Annotated in this window: 13 protein-coding genes; 11 read left to right on the plus strand and 2 right to left on the minus strand. The window is 66.3% G+C overall.

Features of this window, described 5'->3' with window-relative positions; translation table 11 throughout:
- Window positions 1-539: 539 nt before the first annotated feature.
- Entirely contained in the window at window positions 540-1,433 is an 894-nt protein-coding gene (locus ACQR1D_RS17850; RefSeq protein WP_434838914.1) for a helix-turn-helix domain-containing protein, read from the minus strand.
- A gap of 219 nt (window positions 1,434-1,652) precedes the next feature.
- On the opposite strand from ACQR1D_RS17850, the gene ACQR1D_RS17855 reads away from it, so the two are divergent.
- From ACQR1D_RS17855 to ACQR1D_RS17885, 7 genes are all read left to right on the plus strand, one after another.
- Window positions 1,653-2,873 (plus strand): amino acid ABC transporter substrate-binding protein, encoded by a 1,221-nt coding sequence (locus ACQR1D_RS17855; RefSeq protein WP_315802931.1) that lies wholly within the window; start codon window positions 1,653-1,655, stop codon window positions 2,871-2,873.
- Between the two features lie 75 nt (window positions 2,874-2,948).
- Window positions 2,949-3,824: a branched-chain amino acid ABC transporter permease gene (locus ACQR1D_RS17860; protein WP_434838915.1), complete on the plus strand. Its 876-nt coding sequence runs from the start codon at window positions 2,949-2,951 to the stop codon at window positions 3,822-3,824.
- Window positions 3,821-5,488: a branched-chain amino acid ABC transporter ATP-binding protein/permease gene (locus ACQR1D_RS17865; protein WP_434893929.1), complete on the plus strand. Its 1,668-nt coding sequence runs from the start codon at window positions 3,821-3,823 to the stop codon at window positions 5,486-5,488. Before ACQR1D_RS17860 ends, ACQR1D_RS17865 begins: the two co-directional genes overlap by 4 nt.
- A complete protein-coding gene (locus tag ACQR1D_RS17870; protein WP_434846665.1) occupies window positions 5,481-6,239 on the plus strand; it encodes an ABC transporter ATP-binding protein in 759 nt (252 codons plus the stop codon). The genes ACQR1D_RS17865 and ACQR1D_RS17870 overlap by 8 nt, the downstream gene beginning before the upstream one ends.
- 18 nt (window positions 6,240-6,257) lie before the next feature.
- Complete coding sequence (locus tag ACQR1D_RS17875) at window positions 6,258-7,685, plus strand: aldehyde dehydrogenase (protein ID WP_434838918.1); 1,428 nt, start codon at window positions 6,258-6,260, stop codon at window positions 7,683-7,685.
- 346 nt (window positions 7,686-8,031) lie between these two features.
- Window positions 8,032-9,162, plus strand: coding sequence for a PepSY-associated TM helix domain-containing protein (locus ACQR1D_RS17880; RefSeq protein WP_434839086.1), 1,131 nt, complete (start codon window positions 8,032-8,034; stop codon window positions 9,160-9,162).
- On the plus strand, window positions 9,159-9,407 hold the full coding sequence (locus tag ACQR1D_RS17885) for a hypothetical protein (RefSeq protein ID WP_434838919.1): 249 nt from the start codon (window positions 9,159-9,161) through the stop codon (window positions 9,405-9,407). The genes ACQR1D_RS17880 and ACQR1D_RS17885 overlap by 4 nt, the downstream gene beginning before the upstream one ends.
- A gap of 67 nt (window positions 9,408-9,474) precedes the next feature.
- On the opposite strand, the gene ACQR1D_RS17890 is transcribed toward ACQR1D_RS17885, so the two are convergent.
- Window positions 9,475-9,819 (minus strand): hypothetical protein, encoded by a 345-nt coding sequence (locus ACQR1D_RS17890; protein ID WP_316180539.1) that lies wholly within the window; start codon window positions 9,817-9,819, stop codon window positions 9,475-9,477.
- Between the two features lie 252 nt (window positions 9,820-10,071).
- On the opposite strand from ACQR1D_RS17890, the gene ACQR1D_RS17895 reads away from it, so the two are divergent.
- From ACQR1D_RS17895 to ACQR1D_RS17910, 4 genes are all read left to right on the plus strand, one after another.
- Window positions 10,072-12,366 (plus strand): TonB-dependent receptor, encoded by a 2,295-nt coding sequence (locus ACQR1D_RS17895; protein WP_434838920.1) that lies wholly within the window; start codon window positions 10,072-10,074, stop codon window positions 12,364-12,366.
- Window positions 12,367-12,721: 355 nt separating this feature from the next.
- Window positions 12,722-12,952: an MbtH family protein gene (locus ACQR1D_RS17900; protein WP_315802938.1), complete on the plus strand. Its 231-nt coding sequence runs from the start codon at window positions 12,722-12,724 to the stop codon at window positions 12,950-12,952.
- A 20-nt stretch (window positions 12,953-12,972) separates the two neighbouring features.
- Window positions 12,973-13,701 (plus strand): thioesterase II family protein, encoded by a 729-nt coding sequence (locus tag ACQR1D_RS17905; protein WP_434838921.1) that lies wholly within the window; start codon window positions 12,973-12,975, stop codon window positions 13,699-13,701.
- 122 nt (window positions 13,702-13,823) lie between these two features.
- Window positions 13,824-14,750: a TauD/TfdA family dioxygenase gene (locus ACQR1D_RS17910; protein WP_316180544.1), complete on the plus strand. Its 927-nt coding sequence runs from the start codon at window positions 13,824-13,826 to the stop codon at window positions 14,748-14,750.
- The last annotated feature ends 42 nt before the right edge of the window (window positions 14,751-14,792 follow it).

Raw genomic sequence — 14,792 nt, forward strand, 5'->3', positions numbered from 1 at the left:
GCCCGCCTGCGAAAAAAATGCAGGCGGCAGGTACCACAGGTCAGCCGGAAACCCGGCCCTCCCTGCGCGATGGTTGAACGGCTGCTTCGCGTTCTCCCTGGTGCGCCGGGCTTTCTGGCCACCATCCCCACGCGAAGCCAGGGCCTCGACGTGAGTTGATATCAGCATCGGGATATCAGGACCGCGCGACTTGACCGTGCGTGGCGAATTGTTCGTCGGCGCGAGCAACCCGCGCTGCAATCCACCCCGCCCACCGCTCCCCGCCTCGCATGTCGTGACGACCGCGATACGCCCCTCAGCTCGAGACGGGATGTAGGAATAGAACCATGATTTTCGGAAAAACGGAAGAGAAATATTTTCGGCGCGGGGACTGGACAGGCCAAATCAGCTTGATCGCGCAGCGGAAATCAGTTTCTCGGCGCATCGAGCATCCAACGATTGCGCCGCCCGTCCGAACCTCGGGATTTTCTGGTCCGACGCTGACGCGTCGTCCTGGACCGACAAGGAGGACGACCGAGGCGCCTGGCTGCGCCGCTCCGTCACGGCCAGTCGGCGAAGTTGAGGATGGCCCGCGGCTGGCCTTTGGTCCGCTGCGACGAAACGCCCTTGCGCCACGCGCCCGGTGATTGGCCGGTGTGCCTGACGAAGAAGCGGTTGAAATAGGCGCTGTCCTTGAAGCCGAGCGCGAAGGCGATCTGCTTGATCGTCGCGGTGGTGGTTTCGAGCCGGGTCGCCGCCTCCTGAATGACGCGTTGCTGAATCAGCGCGCTCGGTGACCGCTGCAGCACCCGGGTGCACAGCGCGTGCAGGCGATCCGGCGTCACGCCGAGCAACGCAGCGTAGTCGGCGACCCGCAGTTGCTGATGAAAGCGTTCCTCGACGAGCCGGCGAAAGCGGCTCAGGATCTCGGCGCTGGAGCCCTGCGCCTCGCCGGCGCTGTCGTCGGCAAACAGCCGCCAGAAGCGCAGCACGCACAGGGTCAGCTCCGATGACGTGATCGAGGCCGCGCCGCGCCGTGACGGATTTTCGATCTCGGCTGCGATCGCCGCCATCGAGCGCGCGATGACCGCGGCGAACTCGGCCGTGACCGAGAAGGCCAGGACGGCCTCGGTGCCTGCGAGGTCGAGATAGGCGGGCTCGGCGGAGGAGGGCAGGTGGCGGTGCCAGAGCCCGGAGCGCAGCCGCAGGAGATGGCCGGCCGAGCCGGCCGCGACGTCGAGATGCTCGGCCTCTCCCGCCGGCAGCCAGACCAGCGCCGGACCGGACCAGGTCTGGATTTCGTCATCGGCGAAGCGCGCCGAGGCAGCCCCGGCGGAGAGGCAGAGCAGGTGGACGAACGGCCGCGCGGCATCCGACCGCAGGGCCCAGCGCCGTGCCTCGAAATGCGTGGGAATGGCTTCGGCGCCGAGCGCTGCCGGGGTGCCGCGAGCCACCGGCGGCAGCGTCCGAGGCGCGGCATTACGCGCAGTCGTCGCCCCAGAAAAGTGCACTCTTTTGCCGGAACTGTCCATTGCGCCACCCAAGCCTGCGGTGTTTCCCTCGTCAAGTCCCGACGACCGCAAACAAAAAACCGCGGACGACGCCGGGGCAGAGGAACGTCACCGATTCACCCGCGCGGTCCGCGCGCGTGAACATGGGAGGAGGACAAGGACATGACTTCGACCAACCGTCGTCAGGTGCTACGGATCGCGGGAGCGGCGGCGATCGCAGCCGGCTTTGCCGTATCGGCCGCGCAGGCCCAGACACAGGACAAGATCCGCATCGGCTATGCGATCTCGAAGACCGGCCCCTATGCCGGCGGCGCCGGCATCACCACGCTGCCGAACTATCAGCTCTGGGTGAAGGACGTGAACGCGGCCGGCGGCATCAAGCTCGGCGACAAGCGGCTGCCGGTCGAGATCGTCGAATATGACGACCGCAGCTCGTCGGAAGAGGCGGTGAAGGCGATCGAGCGCCTCGCCAACCAGGACAAGGTCGACTTCATCCTGCCGCCCTGGGGCACCGGTCTCAACCTTGCGGTCGGTCCGACCTTGAACCGGCTCGGCTATCCGCATCTCGCGGTGACGTCGGTGACCGACAAGGCGCCAGAGCTCGCCAAGCGCTGGGCTAATGCCACCTTCTGGCTCGGCACGTCGGCGCAGATCTCCAACGGGCTCGCCGAGCTGCTCGGCAAGCTGAAGAGCGAGGGCAAGATCGGCGGCACCGTCGCGATGGTCAGCGTCGCCGATCAGTTCGGCATCGAGCTGGCCGCCGCCGGGCGCGAGGCCTTCAAGAAGGCCGGACTGACCGTCGCCTACGACAAGACCTATCCGATGGGCTCGCAGGATCTGCAGCCGCTGCTCAAGGATGCGATCGCGAGCAAAGCCGATGCCTTCGTCGCCTTCAGCTATCCGCCGGATACGATCGGGCTGACCGAGCAGGCGCAACTGCTCAAGTACAATCCGAAGGTCTTCTATGTCGGCGTCGGCACGGCGTTCCCGCTGTTCAAGGGCAAGTTCGGCGCGGGCAGCGACGGCGTGATGGGCATCGGCGGCTGGAATGCCGACGCGCCCGCGCTCAAGGACTATCTCGCCCGCCACAAGGCGGCGACCGGGCAGGAGCCGGATCGCTGGGCGAGCCCGATCACCTATGCCAGCCTGCAGGTGCTGCAGCAGGCGATCGAGAAGGTCGGCAAGGTCGACCGTACCGCGGTCGCCAAGGAGATCCGCGAGGGTTCTTTCGACACCATCATCGGCAAGGTGAAGCTGAAGGACGGCCTGCTGCAGGAGGTCTGGAGCGTCGGCCAGTGGCAGAACGGCGAGTTCTACGCCCTGGCGCCGGCCTCGCTGCCCGGCGCACGCGCCGCGGTCGTGCCGAAGCCCGAGTGGAAATAGCCGGAACCAGGTCGTGAGCTTGCGGACGCGCGTCAATGCGCGCGTCCGCGGGCCTCGCGCAAGAGGCACCATCCCATGCTGCTGTTCGACATCCTGCTGCCCGGTCTGGTGCTGGGGGGCATGTATGCCCTGATCGCGCTCGGCCTGACGCTGCAATATGGCGTGGCGCGCATCATGAACCTGTCCTATGGCGAGTCGCTGGTCGCGGCCGCGTTCGGCACGCTGTCGCTCTATTCCGGCCTGCAACTGAGTCCGCTGCTGGCGCTGCTGCTGGCGATGCCCGCCGCGGGACTGCTGAACTGGCTGCTCTACAGGCTGTTGCTGCAGCGCCTGATCCGCCGCGGCAAGGACGCCGGTGCCCAGGAGGTCGACAGCATCCTCGTCACCTTCGGCGTGCTGTTCGTGATCCAGGGCATCATGCTGGTCGCTTTTGGCGGGCAGTATTACAGCTACAGCTATCTCTCCATTCCCGTGACGGTGCTCGGCTCGACGCTCGCGGTGAACCGGCTGGTCGCGCTCGGTTTCGCCGCGCTGATCGGCACCGGCGTCTATCTCGCGCTGACGCGGACGAGGATCGGTACGGCCGTGCGTGCCGTCGCGGTCGATGCCAATGCCGCGCGGCTCGTCGGCATCGATGTCGATTGGCTCGCAGGACTGGCGTTTGCGTTCGGTGGTGGACTGGTCGCCGCCGGCGGGGTGCTCGTCAGCATGTTCCTCACCTTCAACGCCTCGATGGGCGTCGTCTTCACGATGAAGGCGCTGGTGGTCGTGATCATGGGGGGCGTCGGCAATGTCATGGGCGCGCTGGCCGCAGGGCTGCTGCTCGGCGTCGTCGAGACCGCGGTGGCGCGGCTGGTCGATCCCGGGCTGACCTTGGCCGCGACGTTCGCGATGTTCCTCGCCGTGCTGCTGATCCGGCCGACCGGACTGTTCGGAAAGGCGGCGTCGTGATCAGCCCTGGCAAGATTCTCGCCTGGTGCATCGGGCTCGTCGGCGTTGCCGCAGCGGTCACGCTGCCGCTCTATGCCAACGGCTACTATCTCGCGCTCGGCATCAGCATTCTCTATTTCACCGTGCTGGCAACCGCCTGGGCCATGTTTTCCGGACCGACCCGCTACGTCTCGCTGGCGACGGCTGCGTTCTTCGGCATCGGCGCCTATACGGCGGCGGCGACGGGCGAGACGCTGAGCTGGCCGCTGCAACTGATGACCGCTGCGGGTGTCGGCGCCGTCGTCGCGGCCATCACCGGCCTGTCGACGCTGCGGCTGTCCGGCATCTACTTCATCATCTTCTCGTTCGGCCTGGCCGAGCTGATCCGCCAGCTCGTGATCTGGTACGAGGTCAACATCCACAAATCGGTCGGCCGCTATTTGTTCAGCGGCATCACCCAGGAGATGCTGTACTGGCAGCTCTGCGCGCTGACGGCGCTGGTCTTCCTCACGGGCTTTCTGCTGACGCGCTCGCGCTATGGCCTCGCGCTGCGCGCGATCGGCGCCGACGAGACCGCCGCGCGCCATTCCGGCATCGATGCGACGGCGGTGAAGCTCGGGGTCTTCATCCTCAGCGCGATGTTCATGTCGGTGACCGGCGCGATCATGGCGCCGCGCTGGACCTATATCGATCCGGCGATCGCCTTCAATCCGATGATCTCGTTCCAGGTCGTGATCATGGCGCTGCTCGGCGGCGCCGGCTCGCTGATCGGCCCGGTGCTCGGCGTCATCCCGCTGGTGCTGCTGTTCGAGGTGCTGACAGCCGCGCTGCCGAACCATTTCAGCATCGTGCTCGGCCTCATCTTCATCGGCATCGTGATGGCGCTCCCGAAGGGCGTGATCGGGGTGGTCGATCGGGTCTGGCGGCGCGAGCCCAAGGTCGCCGGCGCCAAGCCGGAGCAGGGCGGAACGCTGCTCATCGCCGAGACCATCGGCAAATCCTTCGGCGGCCTGCGCGCCGTCGACAAGGTCAGTCTCGACGTCCGCGCCGGCGAGATCCTCGGCGTCATCGGTCCCAACGGCTCCGGCAAGACGACGCTGCTCAACATGCTCTCCGGCGCGCTGGTGCCGTCGGACGGCACCATCCGCTTTGACGGCACCGTCATCAACGGCATGGCCGCCCACCGGATCGCCCGGCTCGGGCTTGCCCGCACCTTCCAGTTGGTGCGGGTGATGCCGAACCTGACGGTCGCCGAGAATGTCGCGGCGGCGGCGTTGTTCCGCACGCGCCAGACCGGTGCGGCCGCGGAATCGATCCATGAGCTGCTCGCCCTGGTCGGCCTCGATGGCATGGCGGAGATGCCGGCGGGCGATCTCACTTACATCGACCAGAAGCGGCTGGAGCTCGCCCGCGCGCTGGCGTTGCATCCGCGTGTTGTGCTGCTCGACGAATGGCTGGCTGGGCTCAATCCGACCGAGCTGGAGACCGGCATCGGGCTGATCGCCTCGCTGCGCGACCGCGGCATCACCATCGTGATGGTCGAGCATGTGATGGATGCGATCCGCGCGCTGTGCGACCGCTGCGTGGTCATGAGCGCGGGCGTCGTGATCGCGCGCGGCACGCCGGACGAGGTGCTCGCCGATCCCGCCGTGATCACGGCCTATCTCGGAGAGCCCGATGCTTGAGATCGAGCGGCTGTCGCACGCCTACGGCAAGCACCAGGCGCTCACCGACGTCGCGCTCGGGGTCGCGCGCGGCGAGATCGTCGCCATCCTCGGCGCCAATGGCGCCGGCAAGTCGACCTTGCTGAAGGCGATCGCGGGACTGATCCGGCCGTCGCCCGGGGCCGTGATCCGGCTCGGCGGGACGGACATCGCCTCGCTCGCGCCGCATCTGATCGTCGAGCGCGGCATCGCGCTGGTGCCGGAAGGCCGCGGCGTCTTCGGCGATCTCACCGTCGCCGAGAACCTCCAGCTCGGCGCCTATCCGGCGCGCGCCCGCGACGGCGAGGCCGCGCGGCTCGCGCACGTGCTGCAACTGTTCCCGCGCCTTACCGAGCGCATGAGCCAGGCCGTGAGGACCATGAGCGGCGGCGAGCAGCAGATGGTCGCGATCGGCCGCGCGCTGATGTCGCGGCCCGAGCTGCTGCTGCTCGACGAGCCGTCGCTCGGACTGTCGCCGCTCTTGAGCCGCGAGGTGTTCCGGGCGCTCAAGACGATCCGCGGCGACGGCGTCGGCATCCTGATGGTCGAGCAGAACGCGCGCGCCAGCCTGGACATCGCCGACCGCGTCTACCTGATCGAGCAGGGGCGCAATGCCGGCGAAGGCGCGGCATCCGAGATGAAGAACAATCCCGACATCCAGCGCGCCTATCTCGGCCAGTCGCGCGCGCCGAAATCTCCAGCAACCTCCAGCGAATCCGGGAGTCTTCCATGAACGCGATCAATCTCCTGATTGGCGAAGGATCAGTCCGCCACCAATCAGCGCACCTTCCAGCGCCTCAATCCGATCAGCGGCGAGATCGCAACCATCGTCGCGGCGGCGTCGATCGACGACGCGCTGCGCGCCGCCGATGCCGCCGCGGCGGCGTTTCCGGCGTGGTCCCGGCTCGGCCCTGGCGAACGCCGCAAGCGGCTCAATGCGGCAGCCGATGCGCTGGCGCGCAATGCACCGGAGTTCGTCGCGCTGATGATGGCCGAGACCGGCGCCACCGCGGGCTGGGCCGGCTTCAACGTGCATCTCGCCGAGGGCATGCTGCGCGAGGCCGCGGCGATGACGACGCAGATCGCGGGCGAGGTGATTCCGACCGACGTGCCCGACAACATCGCGCTGGCGCATCGCCAGCCGGTCGGCGTCGTGCTCGGCATCGCGCCGTGGAATGCGCCGGTCATCCTCGGTGTCCGCTCGGTGGCGATGCCGCTCGCCTGCGGCAACACCGTGGTGCTGAAGGCCTCGGAGATGAGCCCGGGCGTGCATCGGCTGATCGGCGCGTGCCTGGCCGAAGGTGGTCTCGGCGACGGCGTCGTCAACGTCGTGACCAACGCGCCCGAGGATGCGCAGGCCGTGGTCGAGGCGCTGATCGCCCATCCCGCGATCCGCCGCGTCAACTTCACCGGCTCGACCCGCGTCGGCCGTCTCATCGCCATGGCCTGTGCCAGGCAATTGAAGCGCGCGCTGCTCGAGCTCGGCGGCAAGGCGCCGCTGGTCATTCTCGACGACGCCGATCTCGACGCCGCGGTGAATGCCGCCGCGTTCGGCGCCTTCATGAACCAGGGCCAGATCTGCATGTCGACCGAGCGCATCGTGGTCGACGACAAGGTGGCGGATGCATTCGTCGCGAAGTTCGCCGCCAAGGCCAACAGCCTGCCTTACGGAGATCCGCGCAAGGGCGACGTGGTGCTGGGCTCGCTGGTCAGCGCCGCCGCCTGCGACCGTGTCGGCGGCCTGATCGAGGACGCGGTGGCCAAGGGCGCGGTGCTGGCGGCCGGCGGCCGCGGCAGCGGCACGATCATGCCCGCGACCATCGTCGATCACGTCACGCCGGCGATGCGCATCTATGGCGAGGAGAGTTTTGGTCCCGTCGTCACCGTCGTGCGCGTCAGCGGCGTCGACGAGGCCGTGCGCGTCGCCAACGACACCGAATATGGCCTGTCGTCGGCGGTGTTCGGCCGCGACATCGCTCGCGCGATCGCTGTCGCCAAGCGGATCGAATCCGGCATCTGCCACGTCAACGCGCCGACGGTGCATGACGAGCCGCAGATGCCGTTCGGCGGCGTCAAGGCCTCCGGCTATGGCCGCTTCGGCGGCAAGGCCGCGATCGACGAGTTCACCGAGCTGCGCTGGATCACGGTGCAGACCGGCGAGCGGCACTACCCATTCTGAGGCGGGAACTCATCTGTGGCCCGGCTCTGGCGCATCGTTGGATGCAGCCGGAGCCGGTTGCATTCCGCGCGGCCATGCGCGGAAACGATTCGAACTGTGTCCGAGACATCGGCAGCAGCGACGTCGGCGCGCGACGTCGCGGCGGTGAGACGCGCCCCCGCCGGGCATCGATGGTGCGAGGTGCGATCGAAATTCACGTTGTAGCTCCGCTGGTTGCGGCAGATAGGCGCGCTACTTTAAAGAAATTCCAACGGCTTTAGATCGATTCAGTTTGCTGCGGCCCTTCTCTTGCCGGACGTTCGGCTCAACACGTGCAACGTCGATGACGAAGGGTGGGTTCGAGCGCATGCGGCTGTGGGTTCAGGTTCATACGTGGACGTCGCTGATCAGCATGATCTTCCTGCTGATGCTGTGCCTGACCGGGCTTCCGCTGATCTTCCATGAGGAAATCGATCATCTGTTCGAGGACGAGATCGCCGCGCCGGCGATGCCGGCCGACACGCCGCTGCTGCCGCTCGACCGCCTGATCGCGGCGGCCAAGCAGCAGTTGCCGCAGCAGCATGCGCTGTTCGTGAGCCTGAGGCAGGCGGAGCCGCTGATCGTGGTTGCGATGTCGCCGACCGCCATTCCGGTGCCCGGGCAGTTTCATCGGCTCACCGTTGATGCGCGCACCGGCGTCGTGCTCGGCGAGGAGGCGCCGCATCAGGACGTCATGGACGTGATCCTGCGCATCCACCGCGACATGTTCACCGGCCTGCCGGGCGAGCTCTTTCTCGGACTGATGGGACTGGTGTTCGCGGCGTCCATCGTCTCGGGCGTCGTCGTCTACTGGCCCTTCATGCGGCGCCTGCAGTTCGGCACGGTGCGGGATCGCTCGGCGCGGCTGAAATGGCTCGACCTGCACAATCTGCTCGGCATCGTCACGGTGAGCTGGGCGCTCGCGGTCGGTCTGACCGGCACCATCAACACGCTGGCGGTGCCGCTGTTCGACCTCTGGCGCGCAAAGACCATGCCGGCGCTGCTCGCGCCCTATCAGGGCAAGCCGCTGGCGGAAGCAAAGTCGATCGAGGCCGCCGTCGGCGCCGTCCGCACCGCATTCCCGGACCGGCTGGTGACGTCCATCACCCTGCCGACGACGACGCGGTTCGGCAGCCCGCAGCACCTGATGATCTGGACCAAGGGCCGCACGCCGTTCACCGCGCGCATGTTCAAGCCGGTCCTGGTCGACGCCCAGGACAGCAGCAAGATGGTCGTGCCCGAGCTCGCCTGGTACCTCACCGCGTTGCAGGTATCGCGGCCGCTGCACTTCGGTGACTACGGCGGCTTGCCGCTGAAGATCATCTGGGCCGCTCTCGACGTGATCACGATCATCGTGCTGTGCAGTGGACTCTATCTGTGGGCCGCCAAGCGCTGGGGCTTCCGCAGGAAGGCGTCAGGTGTCGTGGCATCGGCCGCGCCGGCAGTGGTGTCGACATGAGCTCCTCCGCTGCCTCGGCGACGCCGTCCTCCCGCGTCGCGCAACTCTCGACCTGGCAGGTGTTTCGTGCGCCGCTGCTGATCGGCCTCGTCGCCGCAGCCGGGCTCGCCTTCGGACTGTTCGGCGACGGCCTGTGGGATGGCCTGTGCTGGCTCGGGCTGTCGATTCCGATCCTGTTGTCGCTCGCCTACGGCACGAGACGGAGCCGCGGCGCGAAGGCCGGAACGCAGGATGGGCCGCTCTGAGCGCTGACGTCCGCCGCCGGTCGGCGGAAGACGCCCCGCATCATTGACCTCGATCCGGGCCGCGGGACTACGCGCTCGGCCGGCCAACGATCCCACGCATCTCTTCTCTTACGCGTCTTCTCTCGCGCGCCGCGTCATCGCGATGGCCGCACGCTGCGTCGGCGGCGCGTGATCGGTCTCGCGCAGTGAGCGCCGCCGCGAGCGGCGTCTCTCCGCCCCGGAAACAAACAGATACAACGGTCACGATGCTCTCTCCGATCTGCGCGCGGCGCGGCGGAGATGCGGCGCATTTGAACGCAAAGATTGATTCAAAAGTGGCAATGTGATTAGTTATCATCGTACGATTGATCGAAATGATTTCGATGAGTTCGAGACGATTGGTGTCCTGAGTTGTATCAGCCGACACGATCACGTCGGCCTTCCGCGCGACATGCGCTTCTTTGGAAGGCTTCAAAGAAGCGGCGGGAAAAAAATCTCGTAGTAGCGGCAATCTGTTGAGCTGACCGATTCGGCGAGACTGTCGCTCGTTAGACGAGTTCTACGTCGCGCGACGCCATCCTCAAATACCTGTGTGTTAGGACCACCGACGAGCCGAGTTGGAACTTGGAATGATCGGGGTGTCAGGATGGTTTGTCGCATTTGGGATAAAGACGTTGGATTGACGATGTCGTTGGGACTTGTGAGCTCATTGGCGCTCACGCTGAATGTCGGAGGCGTTCAACCGGCCTTCGCGCAGACCAAGCTCCCCGATGTGACCGTCGACGCGCCGAAGCCGAAAGTCCGGCAGACCGCCTCGAGACCGCAGGCGACCGCGACGCGAACCGTTCAGCGGCGCCGCGTCGCGCCGCGCAACCTGCCGCCGACCGCCCCGGTGGCCTACGTGACGCCGTCGACGGGAACGGTCGGCGCGCCGCCGTCGCCCTATGCCGGCGGCCAGGTCGCCAGCGGCGGCGGTCTCGGACTGCTGGGAAATCGCGGCGTCATGAACACGCCTTTCAACCAGACGAGCTTCACCTCGCAGCTCATCCAGAACCAGCAGGCGCGCACGATTCGCGACGTGCTGATCAATGATCCCTCGGTGCGGACGATCCAGGCGGCCGGCGGCGGCGCCGACAGCCTGTTCATCCGCGGCTTCTACTATGATAGCGGCGACTACGCCTTGAACGGCCTCGCCGGCATTGCGCCGTATTATTCGACGGGCGCCAATTTCATCGAGCGGGTTGAGCTGCTCAAGGGGCCGGCGGCTCTGCTCAACGGCATGACGGTCGGCGGCACCGGCGCCTCGAGCGGCGGTGCGGTCGGCGGCAGCGTCAATCTCATCACCAAGCACGCGCCCGACACCGACATCACGCAACTCACGGCGACCTTCGCGTCGCGATCGCAATTCGGCGAGGAGGTCGATGTCAGCCGCCGCTACGGCGAGCACAAGGAGTGGGGCGTCCGTCTCAACAGCAAGTATTCCAACGGCAATACGCCGTGGGACCGCCAGACCGACGAGTTCGGAAATGCTCACCTCGCGGTAGACTATCACGGCGAGAACGTACGCGTCGATGCCGATATCGGCTATCAGGCGGACAAGCTGAATCCGCCGCTTCGCTTCTTCACGGTCGGCCCGACCACGACCAGCATCGCGTCGCCGCCGCCGTCCGGCACCAACTTCCAGATGCCGTGGGCCTATTATGCGCCGACCGATTTCTTCTCGACGGTCAAGGGCGAGGTCGATCTCAGCGATCACATCACGGCCTACGCAGGGTTCGGCTATCACGACAGCAACATCAACTATCGCTATACGTCGCCGGTTCTCGGCAATAACGGCGTTCTCACCGGAACCCCGCTCACGGGGAGCGAGACCTATGAGACGTTGGCGGGCGAAGCCGGCCTTCGGCTGACCGCCGACACCGGGCCCGTCAACCACGCCATCAATGTCGGCTACTCCGTCACCGATCGCACCTATACCCAGCGTGTGGTCACGGGGACGCTGTCGGCGGCGACGCCTTGGAATCTCTATCGTGATCCCTCGAACATCGCGCTGCCGGGATTCTCGTCGACGCTGGCAGCCAATCAGATCGTCGGCGCGAATCTCTGGAGCGTCGGCGTCTCCGACACGATGTCCATTCTCGACAAGAGGATCCAGCTGACCGTCGGTGCGCGCCGCCAGACCGCGGGGACCGAGATAACGAATTTCGTCGCGCCGGGGTCGAGCAGGCCGTTCGCGGACACCTCGGTTTGGACGCCGGCCTATGCGCTCGTCGTCAAGCCGGTCCAGCAGGTCTCGCTCTACGCCAACTATATCGAGGGTTTGCAGACCCCGGCCGTCGTCACCGGCAATTTCAGCAATGTCGGCACGGTGTTCCCTCCGGGGCAGACCAAGCAGGTGGAGACCGGAATCAAGGTCGATTTCGGCCGCATCACGACGACGCTCAGCGCCTTCGACATCTCGCGCCCGAGCATCATCAGCGTCGCAACGGCAGGGGTGGCATTGCCCGCCCAGGTGCTCAACGGCTTGCAGCGAAATACCGGAGCCGAGTTCAATGTGTTCGGCGAGATCACGCCGGAGCTGCGCCTGCTCGGAGGCGCGGCCTACACCCACGGCGTGCAGGAGAAGACGCAAGGCGGCACGACGGACGGCAAGCGCGCCATCGGTGTGCCCGAACTGACGGTCAATCTCGGCGCCGAATGGGACACGCCGTTCGCACGCGACCTGACCCTGACGGGCCGGGTCGTCTACACGGCCGCGCAATATGTCAACGCAACCAATACGCTCTCGTTGCCAGATTGGACGCGAGTGGACCTGGGCGCGCGCTACAAGTTCACCTCGCCGTGGAACGGCAAGCCGATCATCGTTCGCGCCAGCGTCGAGAACGTGTTCGACAAGACCTATTGGGCGTCCGCCTATAGTGGCGTGATCACGCTGGGCGCGCCGCGCACCTACCTCGTTTCCACGACGTTCAACTTCTGAAGCGTCGACGTACATGAGGGCGACCAGGCCGCCGCACGGCAGATGTGCGGCGGCTTGGTTAGTTGGAGCGACGCGTAGAGTTGCATGTCCAAGCGACGGAGAGCGTGCGGTCCGTGGCGCGCATGCCAAGGCGGGCAAGCGAATGGAGCGTGATTCAACACCGAACTACACGGCAATTGCTGTGGAGCCGCCGGAATCGCCGACTTGAAGCCGATGCATCCAGATGTTGAGTCGTCACCTGCGTGTCACCTTGGAGAGATTAAAAACTTCGATCGGCGGTATCCTTTTGACTGTCATTATCAACTGCATTACTCGTAGTTCATCAACGTCGCTTGTTAGTAGGGAGTAGCCGGTCATGATGGTCTTCGACAGGGACGACGTCACCTTCACCGTCGTCGTGAATCACGAAGAGCAATATTCGATCTGGCCGACATTCAAGGACATTCCGAACGGGTGGACGGCCATAGGCGTCACCGGGAACAAGAAGGAATGTCTGGACCATATCGAACAGGTGTGGACCGACATGCGGCCGCTCTCGCTGCGGAAATTCATGCAGGAGAACACGCAGGCCTCTGCCGAATCCTGAAGCGAGGGAGGATGGCTGCCATGCGGCTGATCTGTTTGCCCCATGCCGGCGGCAGCGCCATGGTCTACGCGCGCTGGAGGAGAGGTCTTCCGTCCTGGATCGAGGTCCTGCCGCTGGAGCTTCCAGGACGCGGGGCGCGGATGGACGAGCCGCTGCAGACGGATGCGGCCGTGCTGGCCGATCAGCTCGCGTCCGAACTGATCGGGGCGCCGTTGGCGCAGCCCTACGCTCTGTTCGGGCACAGTCTTGGCGGCTTGCTCGCCTTCGAGCTCGCGCACCGGCTGCTCGCGCGCGGTGCGCCGGGGCCGCAGATGTTGCTCGTGTCCGGAACGGAAGCGCCGGCCGTGCGCGACGGCAGCCGCTGGCGCGAGCCGCTCGGCGACGACGCGTTGCGCGACGAGCTTCTCAGGCTGAACGGCACACCGCCGGAGGCGTTCGAAAGCATGGAGATCATGCGCAGCGCGCTGCCGATCCTGCGGGCCGACTTCCTGATGTGCGGGACCTACGTCTATCAGCGGCGCCAGCCGTTGCCCTGTCCGCTGCACGTGTTCGGCGGCGATCTCGACGAGACGCGCGCCGAGGCGCTGGAGGCGTGGCGGGCCGAGACCTCCGGCGCGTTCGGCCGCGACACGTTGCCGGGCGACCATTTCTTCATCCATAGCCGGCAGGCGGATCTGCTGAATCTCCTCGCCGCATTGCTGGCACGCGCGGCCCGGCCGGAGCTCGCCGTTGCTCGCGCGGGGCCTTGAGCGGCGTGCCGAAAGCGTGGCCCAGCCGGCGAGCCGGCTGGTGATGAGACTTCGATGCTGAAATCGACGGGAGACGGGGAGAGGTCATGTTCGCAATACAATCTAAAGTAGAACAAGAATCGTTGCCGTTCCTTCTGCGGGCCAGCCGCGAGCAGCAGCCGCTGATGGAGGCCGTCAGCGACGTCCGCGACATGATCGAGCGCCAGCTCTACGCCTGCGGCGGAATTCTCTTCCGTGGATTCCATCTCGATGGTGCCGAGGCGTTCAGGAGCTTTGCCGCGAGCTTCGGCCATCCGCTGCTGTCCTACGAATTCGGCTCGACGCCGCGATCGAAGGTCAGCGCCGGCGTCTACACATCGACCGAATATCCGCCGCACCAGAGCATCCCGCTGCACAACGAGCAGGCCTATACGCGCGACTGGCCGATGAAGATCTGGTTCTATTGCGAGCAGGCGGCGCAGCAGGGTGGCGAAACGCCGGTCGCCGACAGCCGGCTCATCCACCGCGACATGCCTGCCGCGATCCGCAACCGTTTCGCCGAGCGCGGCGTCATGTATGTCCGCAACTATGGCAGCGGTCTCGACGTCGACTGGCGGCAGGTGTTCGGCACGGAGTCGAAGGCCGAAGTCGAGGCCTATTGCGCCGCGCATGCCATCGCCTGCGAATGGAAGGATGGTGACGAATTGCGGACACGGCAGGTCTGCCAGGGGACCGCGGTGCACCCCGTGACCGGGGACATGGTGTGGTTCAATCAGGCGCATCTGTTCCACGTCTCCAGCCTCGCACCCGAGGTTCGGGAGAGTCTTCTCGACATCGTCGGCGATCCGCTCGAGCTGCCGCGCAATGCGTTCTACGGCGATGGTGCGCCGATCGAGGATGAGACGCTGGCCACGGTCCGCCGCGTGCTCGACCGGCACAAGATCGTCTTCCCGTGGCAGACCGGCGACGTCGTCATGCTCGACAACATGCTGACGGCGCACGCGCGCGAGCCGTTCAAGGGGCCGCGCAGGGTGATCGTCGCGATGGCGCAAGCCCATCGCGTGAACTGAAGCCGCGCAATCGACCACCAGCCGCTATCGGACCTCCGCAAG

The organism is Bradyrhizobium sp. HKCCYLRH2047 (assembly GCF_051168175.1).
Lineage (GTDB): Bacteria > Pseudomonadota > Alphaproteobacteria > Rhizobiales > Xanthobacteraceae > Bradyrhizobium.

What these genes read in the sequence shown, in the direction of transcription:
- ACQR1D_RS17855 (WP_315802931.1), top strand. Translation starts at nt 1,653, where the DNA reads ATGACTTCGACCAACCGTCGTCAGGTGCTACGGATCGCGGGAGCGGCG.
- ACQR1D_RS17885 (WP_434838919.1), top strand. Translation starts at nt 9,159, where the DNA reads ATGAGCTCCTCCGCTGCCTCGGCGACGCCGTCCTCCCGCGTCGCGCAA.
- ACQR1D_RS17880 (WP_434839086.1), top strand. Translation starts at nt 8,032, where the DNA reads ATGCGGCTGTGGGTTCAGGTTCATACGTGGACGTCGCTGATCAGCATG.
- ACQR1D_RS17895 (WP_434838920.1), top strand. Translation starts at nt 10,072, where the DNA reads ATGTCGTTGGGACTTGTGAGCTCATTGGCGCTCACGCTGAATGTCGGA.
- ACQR1D_RS17870 (WP_434846665.1), top strand. Translation starts at nt 5,481, where the DNA reads ATGCTTGAGATCGAGCGGCTGTCGCACGCCTACGGCAAGCACCAGGCG.
- ACQR1D_RS17900 (WP_315802938.1), top strand. Translation starts at nt 12,722, where the DNA reads ATGATGGTCTTCGACAGGGACGACGTCACCTTCACCGTCGTCGTGAAT.
- ACQR1D_RS17905 (WP_434838921.1), top strand. Translation starts at nt 12,973, where the DNA reads ATGCGGCTGATCTGTTTGCCCCATGCCGGCGGCAGCGCCATGGTCTAC.
- ACQR1D_RS17860 (WP_434838915.1), top strand. Translation starts at nt 2,949, where the DNA reads ATGCTGCTGTTCGACATCCTGCTGCCCGGTCTGGTGCTGGGGGGCATG.